The organism is Gimesia aquarii (genome assembly GCF_007748195.1).
Lineage (GTDB): Bacteria > Planctomycetota > Planctomycetia > Planctomycetales > Planctomycetaceae > Gimesia > Gimesia aquarii.
This window is the reverse complement of record NZ_CP037920.1, coordinates 2869211-2887635: the sequence shown is the minus strand read 5'-3', so window position 1 is coordinate 2887635 and position 18425 is coordinate 2869211. Positions and strand designations below refer to the sequence as shown.

10 protein-coding genes are annotated in these 18425 nt (G+C 43.7%); 2 read left to right on the top strand and 8 right to left on the bottom strand.

The features are described 5' to 3' along the window. Positions 1 to 220 precede the first annotated feature (220 nt). The 6 genes from V144x_RS11605 to V144x_RS11580 form a co-directional block, all read right to left on the bottom strand. On the bottom strand, positions 221 to 1519 hold the full coding sequence (locus V144x_RS11605) for a DUF1501 domain-containing protein (protein ID WP_144985319.1): 1299 nt from the start codon (positions 1517 to 1519) through the stop codon (positions 221 to 223). A gap of 49 nt (positions 1520 to 1568) precedes the next feature. Beyond that, positions 1569 to 4820: a DUF1549 domain-containing protein gene (locus tag V144x_RS11600; RefSeq protein ID WP_197998878.1), complete on the bottom strand. Its 3252-nt coding sequence runs from the start codon at positions 4818 to 4820 to the stop codon at positions 1569 to 1571. Positions 4821 to 4984: 164 nt separating this feature from the next. Then, entirely contained in the window at positions 4985 to 5752 is a 768-nt protein-coding gene (locus V144x_RS11595; RefSeq protein WP_144985317.1) for a 3-hydroxybutyrate dehydrogenase, read from the bottom strand. 4 nt (positions 5753 to 5756) lie between these two features. After that, entirely contained in the window at positions 5757 to 6689 is a 933-nt protein-coding gene (locus tag V144x_RS11590; protein ID WP_144985316.1) for a 3-hydroxyacyl-CoA dehydrogenase family protein, read from the bottom strand. A 29-nt stretch (positions 6690 to 6718) separates the two neighbouring features. Further along, entirely contained in the window at positions 6719 to 7921 is a 1203-nt protein-coding gene (locus V144x_RS11585) for an acetyl-CoA C-acetyltransferase (RefSeq protein ID WP_144985315.1), read from the bottom strand. After that, positions 7918 to 9966 carry an AMP-binding protein gene (locus tag V144x_RS11580; RefSeq protein WP_144985314.1) on the bottom strand — a complete coding sequence of 683 codons (2049 nt, stop codon included), beginning with the start codon at positions 9964 to 9966 and terminating at the stop codon, positions 7918 to 7920. Before V144x_RS11580 ends, V144x_RS11585 begins: the two co-directional genes overlap by 4 nt. Positions 9967 to 10276: 310 nt before the next feature. Between V144x_RS11580 and V144x_RS11575 the strand changes: the two genes are divergently transcribed. Continuing rightward, entirely contained in the window at positions 10277 to 12349 is a 2073-nt protein-coding gene (locus V144x_RS11575) for a M20/M25/M40 family metallo-hydrolase (RefSeq protein ID WP_144985313.1), read from the top strand. A gap of 18 nt (positions 12350 to 12367) precedes the next feature. On the opposite strand, the gene V144x_RS11570 is transcribed toward V144x_RS11575, so the two are convergent. Beyond that, positions 12368 to 13489: a DUF481 domain-containing protein gene (locus V144x_RS11570; protein ID WP_197998877.1), complete on the bottom strand. Its 1122-nt coding sequence runs from the start codon at positions 13487 to 13489 to the stop codon at positions 12368 to 12370. Positions 13490 to 14091: 602 nt separating this feature from the next. Between V144x_RS11570 and V144x_RS11565 the strand changes: the two genes are divergently transcribed. Further along, positions 14092 to 14784 (top strand): hypothetical protein, encoded by a 693-nt coding sequence (locus V144x_RS11565; protein WP_144985311.1) that lies wholly within the window; start codon positions 14092 to 14094, stop codon positions 14782 to 14784. Between the two features lie 78 nt (positions 14785 to 14862). Here V144x_RS11565 and V144x_RS11560 read toward each other — a convergent pair whose 3' ends face one another. After that, a complete protein-coding gene (locus V144x_RS11560; protein WP_144985310.1) occupies positions 14863 to 18423 on the bottom strand; it encodes an efflux RND transporter permease subunit in 3561 nt (1186 codons plus the stop codon). Between the last annotated feature and the right edge of the window lie 2 nt (positions 18424 to 18425).

The following is an 18425-nucleotide window of genomic DNA, read 5'->3' as shown; positions in this document are numbered from 1 at the left end:
TACAGTATGCCTACTGGAATAAAATGATTCATCTTAAGCGAAGAAGACATTTCAGCCTTACTATATGCTCATTAGACTACAGTCAATGACACAAAGCAATCATGCTTGGAAAAGCGAAGAACGTTAAGGAGGAATTATTTGCAGATAGTCCAGTCTCAGTCATTCACTTGAATCCAGACTGATCGGATGAAAAGATTTATCGCGCCGTTCCGCTGGAGCTTTAGGCAAACAGTTCACGCATGATGCGGCCATGTGGAACCAGCATCGTTGGACGTCCGGTATTGGTATAGTATTCCATAAGCGGATCGATACCCAAAGCGTGATAAACGGTTGCGGCGATATCATCTGGTTTAATATTTGTTTTATCATCAGGCGCATCACCGGCTTTATTCGTGCCACCAATAAATTGTCCAGGCTTAATCCCTCCGCCTGTCATTAAACACCAATTCGCGCGAGGATAATGATCACGCCCCGCGTTCACATTAATTTTGGGAGTACGACCAAATTCCCCCATAATGACAACCAGCGTCCTCTCCAATAATCCCTTTTGCTTTAACATTTCCAAACCGGCTGTGATCCCCACATCGAGGGGCGGCAACAATCTTCGATGACCAGTAAAATTTTCGGTGTGTGTGTCCCAGCCTTGGTACGTTGCCGTTACAAAGGGAACACCATATTCAATCAAACGACAGCCAAGAAATACGGATTGACTGAACTCATCAGTACCAAATAACCCACGGATCTTTGATGATTCCCGCTCAACATCAAAGGCTGCACGCGCTCGTTTTGATGTTATCATATTATAGGCTTGAGACCCAAATTTATCTAACGCTTCCAATAATTGACTCTCAGTAGAGTCCTCTTTAAATCGACGGTCTAACTTGCTGAGCAACTGCTGTCGCTGATTTACTTTCTCAATTGTTAAACCGTCGGGCAAAGAAATACCTCTTACTTGAAATGGTTGTCCCGGACGGGGAACGGTATTCGTTTTGAACGGAGCATACGCATCCCCCATATAACCGGCATTCCACTCTGTTTTGGGTATTGCTACATATCCTGGTAAATCAGGTTTACTCGAAATCTCTTTACTGACTACAGATCCCAAAGAGGGATAAATCAAAGCAGGTACGGGACGATTACCAGTCGAAATCCAGGATTGGCCTTGTGGATGGGCTCCCGCGGAATGTGAAATCCCACGAATCAACGTAAATTGATCAGCCATTGCTGCATACTTTGGCATATATTCACATACGCTGTGCCCGGGAATACAAGTTTGAATCGACTTAAACTCACCTTGTGTTTCGACGGGAGCTTCCGGTTTTCTATCAAGTGTATCGAGGTGAGAAACTCCCCCTGCAAGATTCAAAAATAAGACTGAATCCGCTTTCGAGGATTTCTTTCCAGTCATTTCCGCATTCAATGCTGACAGATTGAGGAAATTAGAAAGTGAAAGCCCAAGGCCACCCAGAAACCCCGCTTGTAACACATTCCGTCTCGTGATTTTGTCGCAGTGGTTCATTTGATCTTCCTCAGTGAAAATAGTTTTAAAAATTCACCCAACCGCTAATTTAATGATTAGTAATAAATTCCTGTGTATTCAATAGCGCCCACATTAAATCATGCATACCCTCATGCAGCGTCTTTGTCGACTTTAAGTGAAGTTGGCTTTCTTTCATTTCTATCTCATCAGGAAGTCGAGAAAGCGTTCTTAAATAGGCTTCTGAAACGAGAGCATCTAAGTCAGCCTGCTCAGAACTTCGTTTTTTCAATTCACTCAGCCAACCATTGGATCGAGTTAAATGACTCAACATTTCTTCATCGTTACGCACATACAATGACTGCAACAGTGTTGGTTCATTCTGTCGTTCACAGTCACAGTTCGTTGTTCGTAACGGTTTTCCGAAAACTAACAGTGAAAAGTCAATGGCCCTGGCCTGATAAGACCTTGGGTGTTGTGAAATTTTTCGTTGATCCATTTTACTGGAAAACTGGCTTGCCATCTTTTGATCTGCTGTCGCTTTTAGAATCGCATCAATGGCAACTTCCGCGGGCAAACGCCTCAAAACGGCATGACTGAAATTACGAGTGTCTTTGCGATTCGTATCATTAGGGCGCCAGCTCAATTGATAAGTTCGACTATTAGTAATCGTACGATGCAGCCATTTCATATCATACCCACTATCTACAAATCCCTTGACCAGATAATCCAGCAATGCCTTATTGCTAGGTGGATTCGCTTGATTCAAATCATCAGGAGGATTAATAATGCCCACATTGAAATAATGAGCCCAAATGCGATTTACAAACGCTTTCGCAAAATAACGGTTTGGTTCATTCAACATCCAATGCATCAATAATAGACGCGGATCAGAATTTTTGCTGATATCAATCTTCTGGCCTCCAAGCAATTTCGCAATTTGCTGATCACCCTTGGCTGCTTCGATGTAGACTTCTCTCCAGGGAATGGGACGTCCTTCTGCTGCGATCCGTAAATAACTCTGCCTCCGTAATGCAGCGGTATTCAATTTGACAGGAACCCCCAACATATTACGTGTCTGTTCATGCAAGACTTTTGCATCGGCAGGAGTACCAAATTTAATCCGTGTAAAAAACTCGGTAAAAAGTTGAAAGTCTTGTTTCGACCATTCATCAAACGGATGTTTGTGACATTGAGCACAATCAAGGCGCATTCCCAGGAAGGTGTAACCGAAAGCTAATGCCTTATCTGAGGGAACTGACATATTACTCCGCGCCCAGTAATGAGGCATACTGTTATCAAGTGCCGTGAAGTCCTTTCGATCTTTGACACTCGTGAATTCACTCTGCCTAACCATGAATTCATCATAGGTTTCCCCCGGTAAACGACTTGTGCCTAAAATGATACCCGAAACGATTTGATCCCATCCAATATTGTCTTCAACACGACGCTTGATCCAGGCATTCCATTGACTGACCACAGGCTGAGCCATTTCAGTCCCACCCAGATAGCCCGCATTACTCCCTGTTAGGTCACAGAGTTTCATACTCCACCAGGCAACGTAAGCAGGTTGCTTGAGCAATTCCTCAATCTTTTGACTGCGTTTGTCAGGTGTCTTATCGTTAAGAAACTCTCGAATCTCATCTGGTGAAGGCAAGGTGGCTGTGATATCAAGACTGACTCGTCGCAAAAATTCATCATCAGTGCACAAGCCTGATGGTTGGATGCCCAGTTTTTTCAGTTTGTTGACTACATGTCGATCAATCTCAGTTGGCGTCGGAACAACGGGGTAATCATTTTTTTGCTTTTTCTCAACAGGTAATATGACCTGAGTCGAAAATATCCCATTGTCATAATAGGAAATCACATAGGTATCGCCGGTCCCTTTGGCATGGATTTTCCCTTCAGCTGTTACCTCGGCGACGCTATCATCTTTTGACTCGAATCGTGTCAAACAAGTCACATCTTCCCGCGTACCATCTGACCAGACTGCAATCGCCTTAATCGAAGTCATCTCCCCTTTTTTCGAAAACACAACTTGTTTGGGCGTTACATCCAAGCGTACAAACTGGGGAGCATTTTCGACTACAGATTTCGCACCACTGGCAATCCACTCACGCAACAGTTTTTGTTCCCAGCCACCAGGTGGTAAACGAAGTCCTCCTTCGTGTTCATCTTCAGAGGTTGGTTTATTCAGGATCAAACTTTGGTCTGGTACTTTTTTATCAATACGTTTTAGCAAATTATCGTGATCCAATTTAAAGTCATATCCAAACATCGATAGTTGAAATCCACCACGCCCTTGAAATGAGCCATGACAATTGCGGCTATTGCAACCCAATCTGCCTAACAGTGGAATGACATGCCTTTGAAAACCAAGCTGCAGTGTTTCATTCGCGCGAATCCGATCCTGAATCGGGCTCAATATCGGTTTCAGATTCAGAGATTCCGATTTCATGAACACAAGGGAAGAAGTTTCATCTTTTATTGCAGTAGAGACATCAGAAAAGACATTGGTCTTTGCTAAGCTTCTCGTGAGTTGATTGATCGAATCACCAGGGATTCCTGTGTGTTTCAACTCCAAGCCTTTCAACTTAGGCATTTTGACAAGTGTTTGCACACACTGCTTGTCTAGCACGTTTCGATTCAGAACCAAATATTCAAGTTGTGGTAAGTCAGTAAGCTTAGCAAGCTGCTTTCCTTTGACTCGCGTGCGAGCGAGATACAATGTTTTCAGTTTTTTCAGTTTTGCTAAAATTCCGAAACCTGCATCACTCACTTTCGTCCCGGAAAGCAAGAGTACTTCAAGATTCTTTAAACCGGTGAGGTGTTTCAAACCTGCATCGGTAATATTCGTATTTTTCAAAGAAAGTACTTTGAGTTGATCAAGTTGTGAAAGGTGAACCAATCCCTCATCAGAAATTTTTGTATTATTGAGATCAAGCCGTTCCAATTTGTTGAGTTGCTTTAGGTATGAGAGTCCATGATCACCAACTGCAGATTCGGAAAGCATCAGGGTGTCGAGATTGGTCAGATGCTGAATGTGTGACAGCCCTTCATCGCCAATGTGGGGACAGATAATAGCAAGATAATCTAGCTTTCGAAATTGCTCGAGATGCTCCAACACTTCAAGTTTTACATGTGGTTTACTCAAACGTACAAGTCGTACAGCGCCGTCTTTATTCTTCTGTAGATTTGTATAAAAACCACGTAGCCCTTCAACTGCGATCTGCTCGGGTGTCTTTGCAGTGATTGGCTCATCAACCTCAACTGCATAAGTTTGGTGAAAGCAAAGGACCAAGAAAAGAATTACTACAGTGGTTGAATGTCGCGGTAAATGCATCGATAACCTCATGTGGAATGATTTCAAATATGCATTTTGGTAGGTCATTACATAAACACACTCTAATATGTCTACTATATATAAGCAATGTTAAAAAAAACGGTTCTGAGAAATTTAAAAAGTTCCATACCAGAACCGATCATAAAATAGACACTTAGGTCTTTTTATTGTGCCGTCCAACCGCCATCAATTGTCCAACAGGCACCTGTAACAGATTTTGCTAAATCCGAGCAGAGATATCTGACTATTTCTACAACTTCAACAGGTTCAATCATCTTGCCTGTTGCCGATGCTTTCAGAAAGACTTGGCTTTCGACCTCTTCGCTACTAATCCCTAGTGCTTCCGCCTGTGATTCAATCTGTTTCTCAACGAGAGGCGTACGAACATACGCGGGACAAACCACGTTTGCTGTAATCTGGTATGGCCCACCTTCCAGAGCAGTGGATTTCGTCAAGCCGACTATTCCATGTTTTGCAGCAGTGTAACCGGCTTTATTGAGCGAAGCCACATGCGAATGAATGGAACCCATATTAATAATGCGTCCCCATTGTTTTCGTTTCATGCCGGGAAAAACATATTTAGTGAGTAGGAAAGGAGCCGTTAACATGACTTGCATCATTTTTTCCCAGACACTCTCTGGGAAATCTTCTACGGACGAGATATGTTGAAAGCCAGCATTATTGACTAGTATATCCACGGCCCCAAATTTTTGTATTGCTCGATCTACTAATGCCTGACAATCTGCCTGGTCAGACAAGTCGGTAGGAATATATGAAACTTTTTGAATGGAATTAGAAAGTTCTGCTAGAAATTTGGGTTCATTCAAATCAGCAATCACTAAATGACAGCCATCATTATAAAGCGTCTTCGCAATTTCAGCACCGATGCCACTGGCAGCTCCCGTGATCAAGGCTGTTTTTGGTAGTGACATCGGCTTACTCCTCACTTAACACTTGTTGAATTTTGGCCAGCTTCTGGTCTCTCCAGGCCGTCCATTCGCTACGGTTTTTCTGTTCGAGATATGCTTGCGTTCCTGCGACTGCTTTTTGTTTCACTGCTTCGGGAATCGTTGTCCAGTCTTGCATATCTTTCCAGTACTCTTCGAATGAAGCACCAATTGTATCGAAAAATTTCTGATAGCCACCTTCACCACCACCGAGTTCATAGATTAGATGCTGCCCCATCATTGCCCATCTCAGGCCTGGTCCCTGACACAATGCCGCATCGATGTCTTCGGCACTTGCAACCCCCTCATCCAGTAATGCTAGAGACTCCCTCCAGATAGCCGCCGCCAAACGATTGGCAATGTGTCCCGGAACTTCTTTGTTCAAAACAACCGGATGTTTACCCAATTGAACAAAAAATGTTTTGACTGAATCAACAATAGAATTCGCGGTCTGTTCACCGGGGACCAACTCGACAAGTGGAATCAGATGCGGAGGGTTAAAGGGGTGTGCAATTAACGCACGAGCAGGGTGCTTCATCACCGACTGCATACGTGTCATTAAAAGGCCTGAAGAGCTACTGGCCAGGATTGAAGTTTCTGGAGCATATTGTTCGAATTCACGGTAGACATCGGCCTTAATCGCATAATCTTCAATCACGGATTCCTGAACGTAGTCCACATCAGTCAACAATGCTTTCACTGAAGCTACTGTTTGCAGATTTTGTTGACCTGTTTTTGCCGCTTTCGACGTCAACATCTTCAGATTGACAAGACGTTGCAGATTATCATTGGCAATTTGAAGTGCATTTTCTTTCACTTCCGAATTTACGTCGTAGATACGGACCTTGAGACCTTTCGCGGCAAAAAAAGAGGCCCAACTCGCGCCAATTAATCCTGCACCCAGAATTCCAATTTCGTGCATGAGATTTGCTCTCTATTAAATTTCGCTGACTAAGTTCCTGCCGACTCAAATAACATCGCAATACCCATCCCACCTCCAATACAAAGAGAAGCGATACCGCGCTGCGATTTCCGTTTATGCATTTCATGAAGCAAGGTCACCGCGATCCGAGCCCCACTGGCCCCCAGCGGATGCCCTAATGCAATCGCCCCGCCATTCACATTCACACGATCACCATTCCAATCAAGCGTTTTTCCTACAGCGAGAGTTTGTGCAGCAAACGCTTCGTTGATCTCCAGCAAGTCAATTTCAGATAAATTGAGTTTTTCCTCTTTCAACAATTGCTGTATCGCATACACAGGTCCCATACCCATAAATTGAGGATCAAGGCCTACATTTGAAAATGCACGAATCCAAGCCAGCGGTTTCAAGCTTCGTTCTTTCACGAAACTTTCATCCGCAATCAGTAATACGGCCGCGCCATCATTCACACCAGAGGCATTCGCGGCGGTCACCGTTCCCTCTGATTTAAATGAAGGACGTAAACCCGAAATCGTTTCATAATTTGTTTCTTTACGTGGATGTTCATCAACTGTAATCATTTCTGGCCCTGCTTTCCTTTTAGGAACAGAAACGCCCACAATCTCATCCTCAAATTTTCCATCAACTAACGCGGCCTGGTATCGTTGCTGACTTTGAACGGCATAGCGATCCTGTTTCTCACGCGCTATTTCATATTCCTCAGCTAAATTCTCAGCCGTGATCCCCATATGACAATCATAAAATGCATCCCACAAAGCATCTTGGATCATAGAATCAACTAATTGCTGATTTCCCATTTTGAACCCGGTACGTGCACCTCGAAGAAGATAGGGTGTATTGCTCATACTCTCCATGCCTCCTGCCATCACGACTCGGGATTTACCACACAAAATCGCTTGCATTCCCAGCGCCACTGATTTTAAACCCGAACCACATACCATATTTACAGTCGTTGCCGGGACGTTATATGGTAGTCCGGCATGAATGGCCACCTGACGCGCCGGATTCATTCCACATCCAGCAGTAAAGACTTGCCCCAGAAAAACTTCATCAATTTGATCTCCAGACAGGCCAGTCCGATTGAGCACTTCTTTGGCGGCTACCGTACCTAGTTGTACTGCAGATAGATCTTTGAATGCACCGTTAAATGTACCAATGGGCGTTCTAACTGCACTTAAAACGGCAACTCTATTTTGTCCTGGCTGACTCATGTATCTGCACCCTGATATAAATCTCTTAACTTCCGACGCATCACTTTATTGGATGCGGTTCGCGGCAATTGTGCAATCTCACGTACCGCATGAATTTTAAATAGCGGGTTAAGTTGCATGCGAATTAACTGCTGCATTTCTTTCAGTAACTGATCTACAACCAATTCCGTTCCTGCATTGATCACTACAAATATGACTAACTGGCTTGGACCACCGCCCTTCGGTGGAACAGCGATAGCCGCAACCTCGACAACTTCTTTTATTTGACTTAGAAGTTCTTCAATTTGCACGGAGCTGACTTTGATACCCCCTAAATTCATCGCATCGTCAATGCGTCCCTGTGCCCGATAATAACCACATGGTAGCGCTTCGATCTGATCACCGTGCCTTCGAAGAACTTGCTGCTCTGGTCCAGGCGTGATATCGGCAAAGTAGACTTCATGATGATTGCGATTGATCAGACGTGTAGATAATCCAATGACAGGAGGTTCAAAGAAAACTTCTCCGTTTGTCGTTTTATTCCCAGATTCGTCTAACAACAACCAGGAAAAACCAACAGCAGGACAAGAGAAGAATCCAGGAACTCCAGGTTTTAAAACCGTGCCGGTTATATAGCCCCCTCCTGTTTCTGTACCACCACAATATTCAATCACCGGACGATAACCGGCGCGGGACATCAGCCATAACATATCATCGGGGTTGGAACATTCTCCCGTCGAACTGAAAACCTTTATCTGAGACCAATCAAGGCCTGATACACAATCCTGATTACGCCAGACAGAAACAATGCTGGGAACCAATCCTAACATGGTCACGTTCGCATTCTGTACAAATTCACAAAACTCGCGACTCGTTGGAACTGCATCAGTCAGAGCAATTGCCGCGTCATTAATTAATGAAGCATAGACTAGCCAGGGCCCCATCATCCAACCCAAATTCGTCGGCCAGCAAACGACATCACCGGTATGAATATCATGATGCAGAAATCCATCTCCTGCTGACTTGATCGGCGTAGTTTGATCCCAGGGAATCCCTTTAGGACTACCCGTTGTTCCTGAGGAAAATAGAATCGTTGTATCATCATTTGGATTTCGAGCAACGTACGATAACTCTGTGTTATTGGACAAAAAATTAATCCATTGTCGATCAATGGATCTCAGTGAAATCTGTAGAGACTCCCCCTCCGGCAGTACAACTGCCGATAATTTTCTATTGAGTCCTAACTTAGAATAAAGTGGGAGCTGTTTACCGTTACGAGATATCACATCTTGTATAAAGATGAGACAGGGCTCAGTCATCTTGAGCCGCACTTCCATTTCCTCGGCTGAAAAGCTGTCGGCAATCGTCACGACAACACAACCAGCCGCGATGATTCCCAAAAATATCGCAACCGATTCAGGCGTCATCGGCATCATCACCGCCACTCGTTTTCCAGGATGGACTCCGACCTCCTTCAGTCCATTGGCTACCCGAGCAGTCAGGTTTTTCAATTCCTGGTAGCTGAGATGTTGTATTTCCCGATTCTGTTTCTGAAAAATAATTGCTGCCTGCTCTGATTTGTCTCTAAAACAACTTTCGACAATATTCAACTTTGCTTCAGTCAGCCAATCTACATTTTCGACACCAGCACATAGATTTATGATTTGGTCTGGCTGTTGAATGAATTGAATGCGAAGCGATTCAATTAGTTTCCGGGTAAATGCCTCTCGATTCTGAATTGACCATTCGTGTAACTCTTCCATGCTGCACAAATCTAAATCACGCAACCATAGGGCCAGATGTGAATGAGACAATTCAGAATCCCCGGGAAACCAAGCCGGAGCGGGAAGCCCTTGTTCAATTCGCTTCTGAAAGACTAGTTGATATAAGTAACGATGTATTGAAAATGGGATCTCTGGTGTAAGAACTTGTATTGTCAGTTGCTGCCAGATCTCAGTATCTTCTTTAATAGAAATGTTTTTGAGTGTATTTACCAGACTCTGTGCTTCGGCAGAAGTCAGTCCAAGCTCAATAAATACATTTAATATATCGACGGGGAGATCCATTGTTTGTCCCATTGTCAATTTGGGGAACTCGATATTTGGCTAAATCTAAAACTCTACCTTCTTCGATATCAATTCGCCAGTTCAAGCCTGTTCTACGTAAAACCAAACTTAAAATAGAGTTGCGAACCGTCTCGATTTTCAATTAATCTTGAAAACGTGACTTCCATTCAGCATCTCAAATGCGAAAATACAGACAATACTCATATGAAGTGTAAATTTGGAGTGAATGAGAATTCCAACACGTTTTTGTTACTTTTCGTAGTGATAATGAACCAATCTTTAGCAGACAAATAATAGAGAAAGAGCCTTTATGTCTGTTCTGAACACAAAACGCGTATTAAAAAAACTAATTGCAGAAATCTATTTCTTGGGACTAATGGTCTTTTACGTAGTTTTTTTGCAAAGTCCTGCACTGGTGCTGGGAGAAACACCAGCGAAAACGACCAAGTCAAATGTGAGATCAAACCTGAATACAGAGAGCAACCAGCGAATGCTGGATGCAATTAAATATCTGGCATCTGATGAATTGGAAGGTCGTGGTGTTAAGACTCGGGGAATCAACTTAGCTGCAGATTATATTGAGAAAGAATTCAAGGCAGCCGGACTGAATGTACAATCAGTCAATGATAGCGCGTTTCAGAAATTCACGATCAACACTGGCAGCAAATTGGGAACTTTAAATCAACTTGCACTGGTAGGTCCTGATGGAAAAACAATCCCACTGAAATATGATAAAGATTTTCGCTCCTGCTCATTCGGAGGCTCTGGGAAATTTGATGCAGAGCTTGTCTTTTGTGGATATGGCATTGATGCGAAAGATGTCAAATATAGCGACTACGCAGGCATTGATGTCAAAGATAAAGTTGCCATCATCCTGAGACGGACACCACAACAAGGAGATAAAAAAAGTCCCTTTGCCGGCGCACATGGAATTTCACGCTATGCGGCCCTGCGATATAAAGTGAGTACGGCCTTTGGGAAAGGCGCCAAAGCAATTTTATTCGTGAATGATTCCTATTCAACTGAGGAAAACAAAAAAGAAGCACAGGAACTTGAAGAAGATGCTATCGAGGAACTTATCACTGCCACAGAAAACTGGGAACAATCAAACAAAGACAAAAGAATGGAAGCCGACCGTGAACTAAAAAAAGCACTGCATGAAGTTCAACAAGCACGCAAGCGATTGAAAAACGGAGCATTCGATGTGCTAATGAAATTTGGATATGCTGGCAGTGGAGATGGTCGTTCAATTCCGATTGCACATATCACTATCGAAACATGTAATCAACTTTTTAAGGACGCTGGTAAACCAACACTTCAAGAATTGGAAGCCAAGATCGACGCCAATCTTAAGCCCGAAAGCTTTGCCTTGCCTCAATGGAAAGCAAAAGGAGAAATTCAAGTTAAACAGATTCGTACGGAAGTCAAAAACGTAATTGGTGTCCTGGACGGAAAAGGACCTTTTGCAGATGAAACGGTCGTGATTGGAGCACACTATGATCATGTAGGTTATGGAGGCGAAGGTTCATTGGCTCCCGGTTCGACTGACGTACATAATGGTGCCGATGACAACGCATCCGGAACGGTCGCACTCATTGAGCTGGCTCGAAGACTGGCCGCTCGAAAAACACCTTTGCCACGCCGCGTCGTATTTATTGCATTTACCGGAGAGGAACGGGGGCTAATTGGATCTGCCCACTATGTAAAGAATCCGACATTTGATATTAAAAACACAGTCGCTATGCTCAATATGGATATGGTAGGACGACTGACAAATGACAAGCTCACCGTATTTGGAACAGGAACAGCACCTCGCTGGAAAAAATTGGTCGAAGAAACCGCGAAAGAATATGATTTAAAACTTTCGCTGAAACCAGAGGGATTTGGCCCCAGCGATCATAGTTCCTTTTACGGGAAACAAATCCCCGTATTACACCTCTTCACAGGAACACACAGCGATTATCACCGTCCTTCTGATGATTGGAACAAAATTAATATTCCTGGTATGCAACGCATCGTCGGATTTTTGGAGGAAATCACTGTTGCGACTGCTGAGAACCCTGATCGTCCCAAATATGTCAAAATTGAACGGCCTGCTACCAACATGCGTTCTGGAAATCGGCCTTACTTTGGCAGTATCCCTGACTTCGGGGGCGAGGGTCCTGGTTATCACATTTCCGGCGCTTCTCCCGGCAGTCCTGCCGACAAAGCAGGACTCAAAGCTGGTGATGCCATCATCAAGATGGGAAAGACAAAAATTGGAGGTCTCGATGATTTCGATCTAGCCTTGAGAATGTTTTCCCCCGGCGATCAGGTCGAAGTCACTGTGATGCGTGACGGGAAACGGGTCAAGTTGACTGTCAAACTGGCTAAGCCTAAATAACAAATTACAAATAGGTTCCTATTTGCGAGTGTAGACAAGTGAAACGCTACCTGTGTAATCACTTTTCTTACGACCTGCACTAGGAAAAGAGTTATATGTCTGTAAAAGTCCTAGTTTCAGGTTCCAGCGATCTTTATTATCCAACTTGAAAAGCAACCCTGATTCTGTCGTCACACGCAGTATCTGAGCAGTATCCATACTGGGAGTCCAGGTTTGTTTGTGTTCCAGTTTTGCATGATCTGAAAGCGGCCAGTGGAATTCAACTTCCACAAACATGTCGAATGTGGTTCTGCTTAACTTGGGATCAGTATAAATTTCGTGTGTTCCACCAGGACCAATACGTAGAATTAACCGTTTGTCCCCTTCGTTAACGAATCGATACCCCAAACCTGTCGAGAGTGTTCCTCGCCAATCAAGATTTTCAAATTCATCATAAGTATTTCTGTTTGAGACAAACACAATCCAGTTGGTGGTACGGGCGACATCCATTGTAGCGTTACCATACCAACGATTGGCGTCCCGAACTCCATTAGACTGCCCCCAACGTCCGCCGATTTCAAATTCAAATAAGTTGTCGTTGTCAGATTTTTCTAGATAAAGACCTGTTGTGACATAATCACGGTCTGTATTTCCCGCAAGAAATGTTCCTCCCAGTTCCAAACGCTTGGTCCAGACCTCTACATATTCCCATCCTGTATCAACATATTCTTCGATCGTATCGAAGGGCGTCTCTTCAATTAGTTCTGAATCTGGTGCGGGAGGAATACCTAATGGTTCCGGTTCTGCAGTGATTAGCGGTGGCGGCAACAGAGGAAACTCGCCACTTTCGTTATTGACCAGGAGTTTTTCCTCTTGAACAGGCGATTTAGAGTCCAAGTTTCCAGAGCCAAATTCAAGACGATCTACTAATCCCAATAAGACCGGATAAACCTCGCCATCGGGCAATCTGAATAGAATATTTCCGTCTTCAAAACCGATACTTTCACCTGAAAATTGTTGCCCATCTTTAAGATAGAGTGTCTCTATCCCTGTAGCATGATCACTGAAAGCAACTCCAGGACTGCTCAGGATATATACAAGATGAATCAGAAAGAAGTGTTTCAGATAATTGGTTTGATAAAGGAAGCTAGTACTGCCCATTAAACCATCCGGGGTTGGATATAACATCAGAAAGAGATGATCTAGAACGATTGAATACTGGTACAAGGCAGTAATTCTAGTGATGATAATAGTTTACTGCAATGTGTCTATTTGTTAGATAGCAGCTATAAATAAATACAAGCTTTGGTTGCACCGCTCTCTGATAGTGTCTCCTAAACTGTTAAAAAATAAATGTTTATATAAATAAACACATTAATTAGTTCCGAAATCTCAATTTACCCTCCCGGTCTAAACAATGGCATAGAAAACAACGATTCTATTTGTTATTACCCCATAGATTACGGTTTCAAGATTACCTAGACCGTACAACCGGACCTTTTATCTGTCTGGAACTCTTACCTCATCTCATCCTTCCGGCTCTTTTGGCTCAAACTCGCCAAAAAAGAACGCAACATCGAGACTACTTGAGACCTCTCCTCATTTTGCGTGCTAGAGTTTTTTGATTCCAGTTCGTTCCAGTCACAACAACTAAGAACAAACTGCCAATTCTAAATACCAATCCAAAAAGTTAAGTAAATACGGTGTTACAAGCCCAAGTGGCAACATGATTTTTGTCTGTCGTGAGGGGGGGAAGATTTATTATGGGATTCTTAAAAAAATTCTTAAAGACGACCTATCGGGATAACTCTGCAGGAAAAGCGCGCAGTAGTTTTGAAAGTCTTTCAGAAGATCAATTAGAAACGCACTTGAATATCGCAAAGTATGGCAACTTCTTACTGACAGAAGCCATTCGCCCTTCTTATGATCTAGAAGTCGTGCCTCAAGCTGGTTACCGACATGATGTTTATACGGACAAAGAAACTGGCATCAAGATTCCTGTTCTGATGGCGTCCGCTTCAAAAGAAATCTTATTTGACCTGTTTATTGACCTGCTCGACCCACTTGGTACCGAGGTTGATGTCGTGCTGGAAACGAGTCACGAGGGTTCAAGCAATCAACACCAGGACCTGTATCGCGAACACATGGATTTACCTGTTCTCAAAAGCACACTCTACGATTATGAAGATTTGCTGTTGAATGATGGCTGTGCTGGTATTGCAGTTCTAAACCCACTCATTCCACTCGAAGTTCAATTTGATGAGCATAAACTTCTTATTATGTACGGGCAGGGAATCGAGCAATTCGAAAATATCTTGGATGAGTATGGTATCCCCCACATCTCAGATTTGAAATTTATCACTGAAGCAGAACACGTTCATTCATCCAGTGATGAATCGATTGAAGAGTTGGATCAACTAAAATATCGCCTTGGGATTGATACCGAATATTCTTAATCGAAAAATCAATCAGAGATTTCCGTGCTTGAAGTGGACCTGCCTTCAATCAACAAAGATATTAATCAACAAGATCTATTAAATCGTCGCATTTTCCTGAGTAGATAATTCCACTTCTTCTGACAGAGAATGATTTGATTTCGTCTGTTTCACTAAACTTGGCCGCAAGAGATTCACGCCCCACTTCTTAGCATCCATTGTCAAGCTAAACAACGTCGGAACGAGTACTAGTGTAAATAGCGACGAAACAATCAGCCCTCCCAAAACAACACTTCCCAAACCACGATACAATTCACTTCCTGAACCAGGAAATAAAACCAGTGGTAACAACCCCAATACGGTTGTTGTTGTCGTCATAAAAATAGGCCTGATTCGGGTACGAATACTTTCCAGAATTGCTTCACGGGGTGACATGTCGTCTTCTTTGATGTGATTTAAAGATTGGTGAATAATTAATATCGGGTTATTTACCACGGTTCCAATTAAAATCACAAAGCCCAACATTGTGAGTACATCCAGAGTCTGGAGTGTAAACAAATTAAGAATACTCAGTCCTACGATTCCACCGACAGCACCTAGTGGGACACTGAAAATAATCACTAATGGATAGAGCCATGATTCAAACAACGCTGCCATCAAAAGGTAAGTAATCAATAAAGCAAGCATCACATTGAACTCCAGTGCAGCCCATGTATCCCGTAATTTGTCAGCGGTTCCTGACAAGATAATGCGATACCCCCCTACCAATTGTCCGTTCTCTCGCAATGGCTGTACAATTTTCGACTGAATCTGCCCCATGGCATCTTCGAGTGCCATCTCTTCTGGTGGTGACACTTCAATGGTAATCGCACGCTGACGCTCTCGGTGATTGATTTGTTCCGGACCACTTGTAATTTCCACGCTTGCTAAGGCTTCTAATGGCACGAGTGATCCCATGGGAGTCGCCACCGATAAGGCTTTGACATCTTGCGTATTCTGGACGTGTTTCGATCTACCCACAATCGTCAGATCAATTTTATCTCCTCCGAGGTAATAATCTCCAGCAAAAGCACCATCAATCAAGGCATTCGCCGTATATCCCAAATCAGCACTACTGACTCCCATTTCGGCTGCTTGAACCAGTTTGGGTTGGATATGAATTTCTGGACTCGAAAGATCAAGGCTGGGAATAGGACGTACTTGAGCAGCCGGCATGATATGTTTTACTTGTCCCAGAATCTGCCCCCCCATACCCACCAGTTTTTTTAAATCAGGGCCAATAATCTCAACTTCAATAGTACGACCTCCCGTGAGTCCTCTTTCAAACAGACTGGATTGTTTCGCGACTGCGAATGTCCCCGGCAATTTCATACCTGCCTTTTGGACTAGAGGAATCAACTCTCCCACGCGCTGTGAATCATAAGCACGAATCCCCATAAAGACCTGACGCCCTCGTGCAACAAAAAAGAAATCCCCAATCACAGGATAATCCAGTTTTTTGGCTTCCTCGCTGGTAGGATCGATATCCCAGTAAGGTCGCAAATCGTTTTCAACGGTCTCTCCCAGCTCCATCAGTTGGTTGAGGTTATATCCGGGAGGTGGCAGCAAAATGGCGAAAATTAAATTTCGATTCCCTGTTGGCAGATACTCAACTTTAGGCCACAACTGCCAACTGATACCTACTGCAGCACCAACAAGTAAGCCAACAACAAGTAACCGACGAATAAAACCACGCTGAATCCAGTGATTCACTCCCACAATCATTCTTACAAACGCAGCTCCTCCGGCTTCAATTGGTCCAATCAGGACTCTATGTAATTTACCTTTTGGATTCGGTTTTTCAGACGGTATCTCATCCCGATGCGAAATGTGTTCGTCTTCAATTTCTTGGCCTTCCCTCTTCTTGAGCAAGCGAGCGGACGCAGTGGAAATCAACGTCATTGAAACTAATAATGAAAGACCGACGGCAGCACTGATTGCGAGCGCAATATCTCTAAATAATTGGCCTGCTTCCTCTTGTATGAAGACAACTGGAAGAAAAACTGCAATGGTTGTGAGTGTTGATGCAAGAACTGCGCCCCAAACTTCTTGAGTCCCTTTAATAGCAGCCCGGAATGGGGATTCTCCCAAAGAATATCTGCGGAAAATATTTTCCAAAACTACCACGGCATTATCAACCAACATCCCAACAGCAAATGCCAACCCAGCTAGACTGATGACGTTCAAAGAACGTCCCAATGCCCCCAGAATCAGAAATGTGCCAATGATACTTGTTGGAATTGCCAACCCAACCACCAAAGCCCCACGGGCAAACCAGAACCCCGCTCCCACAATCAATGCTAAACTGATCACAAAGAACCAGGGAGAGATGAACATCGCAGCGACAGCTGTGAGAAGAATAAATGGCACGAAGAGTAGAGTCCGGACACCCAAATGCAAAAAAGACATCAACACAATCATAGTTAACGCCCCGCCGATGAAAATGTTATTCTGTACCAAATCGATAGAGGAATAAATATAATCCGTTTCATCATAAACTTGAACGAGCTGTAATCCGCGTGGCTTTAGAATGTTTTCATCGAGGTCTTTCGTAGCTGCTCGCAAACCATCCATGATATCCAGAACATTGGCTCCGGTTTCGCGGACGCAGTTAATTGCGATACTGGATTCACCAAAACGCCGCACAAGACCAGCGGGTTTTTTATATCCCAAGCGAACTGCTGCAACATCTCTGACATAAACGGGAGCACCATTGCGAATCGCCAATAACTGATTTTCAACTTCTTCTACATCACGAAACTGGCCAATCGTCCGAACAACCCACCGTCGTTTTCCCTCCCAAAAATCTCCAGCTGATGTATCTGCATTTTGTCCTCGTAACACAGCACGAATATCTGCTATCGTTAATTGCCGTGCTGCCAGTTGTTCTGAATCCACTACTACTTGAAGTTCATCTTCCAGACCACCTAATACATTAGACTGAGAAACTCCCGAGACACGTTCAAATCGAGCTTCGATTTCATCTTCTGCAAAGCGACGTAATTTTGTGACTTCCAGATCTTGAGAGGGCAATAGTCCCCCTCTGACTTCAGGATGTTCTTCGGCTAATAGTCTCAATCGCAACATAGCTAAGCCTGGATTAGGAGTCGTACGAATGACTTCCAGTTCTTCCTTAATCTCAGGATGTGAAGTCTCAAACTCAGCTAATTTTTCAACTGACGGTAAACGACTACTGAGAATAAACCAGGCAATCGGACGATCTGCAGCGTTCGAAGTGCTGATAATGGGTTGGTCTGCATCTTCAGGATATTCTGGTACCTGCTGCAAACGGGAGTTTACTTTTAGTAATGCCTCATCCATGTTCGTGCCGACCAGAAACTCAAGCGTTATAGATCCTTTAGAGTCCGCACTCTCTGAACTTAGTTTTGTAATCCCCTCAACACTTTTGAGTTGCTCTTCCTGTTCCAGAACAATCTCACGCTCGACTTCCTGAGGGCTGGCACCCGGCCAACGTGTTTCGACAGTAATCGTGGGTCTTTGTACTTCAGGAGTCAATTGCATTGGCATTCGAATCAATGCAACAAGACCGAACAAAACGGTCATCAAAACCCCTACAGTCACCTTTACCGGATTGTGTACTATGGCGTGAATCAAGTTCATTG

Bases quoted from the DNA above. Each gene is read 5' to 3' on its own strand.
- V144x_RS11575 (WP_144985313.1), top strand. From the start codon at position 10,277: ATGTCTGTTCTGAACACAAAACGCGTATTAAAAAAACTAATTGCAGAA.
- V144x_RS11605 (WP_144985319.1), bottom strand. From the start codon at position 1,519: ATGAACCACTGCGACAAAATCACGAGACGGAATGTGTTACAAGCGGGG.
- V144x_RS11590 (WP_144985316.1), bottom strand. From the start codon at position 6,689: ATGCACGAAATTGGAATTCTGGGTGCAGGATTAATTGGCGCGAGTTGG.
- V144x_RS11595 (WP_144985317.1), bottom strand. From the start codon at position 5,752: ATGTCACTACCAAAAACAGCCTTGATCACGGGAGCTGCCAGTGGCATC.
- V144x_RS11585 (WP_144985315.1), bottom strand. From the start codon at position 7,921: ATGAGTCAGCCAGGACAAAATAGAGTTGCCGTTTTAAGTGCAGTTAGA.
- V144x_RS11565 (WP_144985311.1), top strand. From the start codon at position 14,092: ATGGGATTCTTAAAAAAATTCTTAAAGACGACCTATCGGGATAACTCT.
- V144x_RS11560 (WP_144985310.1), bottom strand. From the start codon at position 18,423: ATGAACTTGATTCACGCCATAGTACACAATCCGGTAAAGGTGACTGTA.
- V144x_RS11570 (WP_197998877.1), bottom strand. From the start codon at position 13,489: ATGGGCAGTACTAGCTTCCTTTATCAAACCAATTATCTGAAACACTTC.
- V144x_RS11580 (WP_144985314.1), bottom strand. From the start codon at position 9,966: ATGGATCTCCCCGTCGATATATTAAATGTATTTATTGAGCTTGGACTG.
- V144x_RS11600 (WP_197998878.1), bottom strand. From the start codon at position 4,820: ATGCATTTACCGCGACATTCAACCACTGTAGTAATTCTTTTCTTGGTC.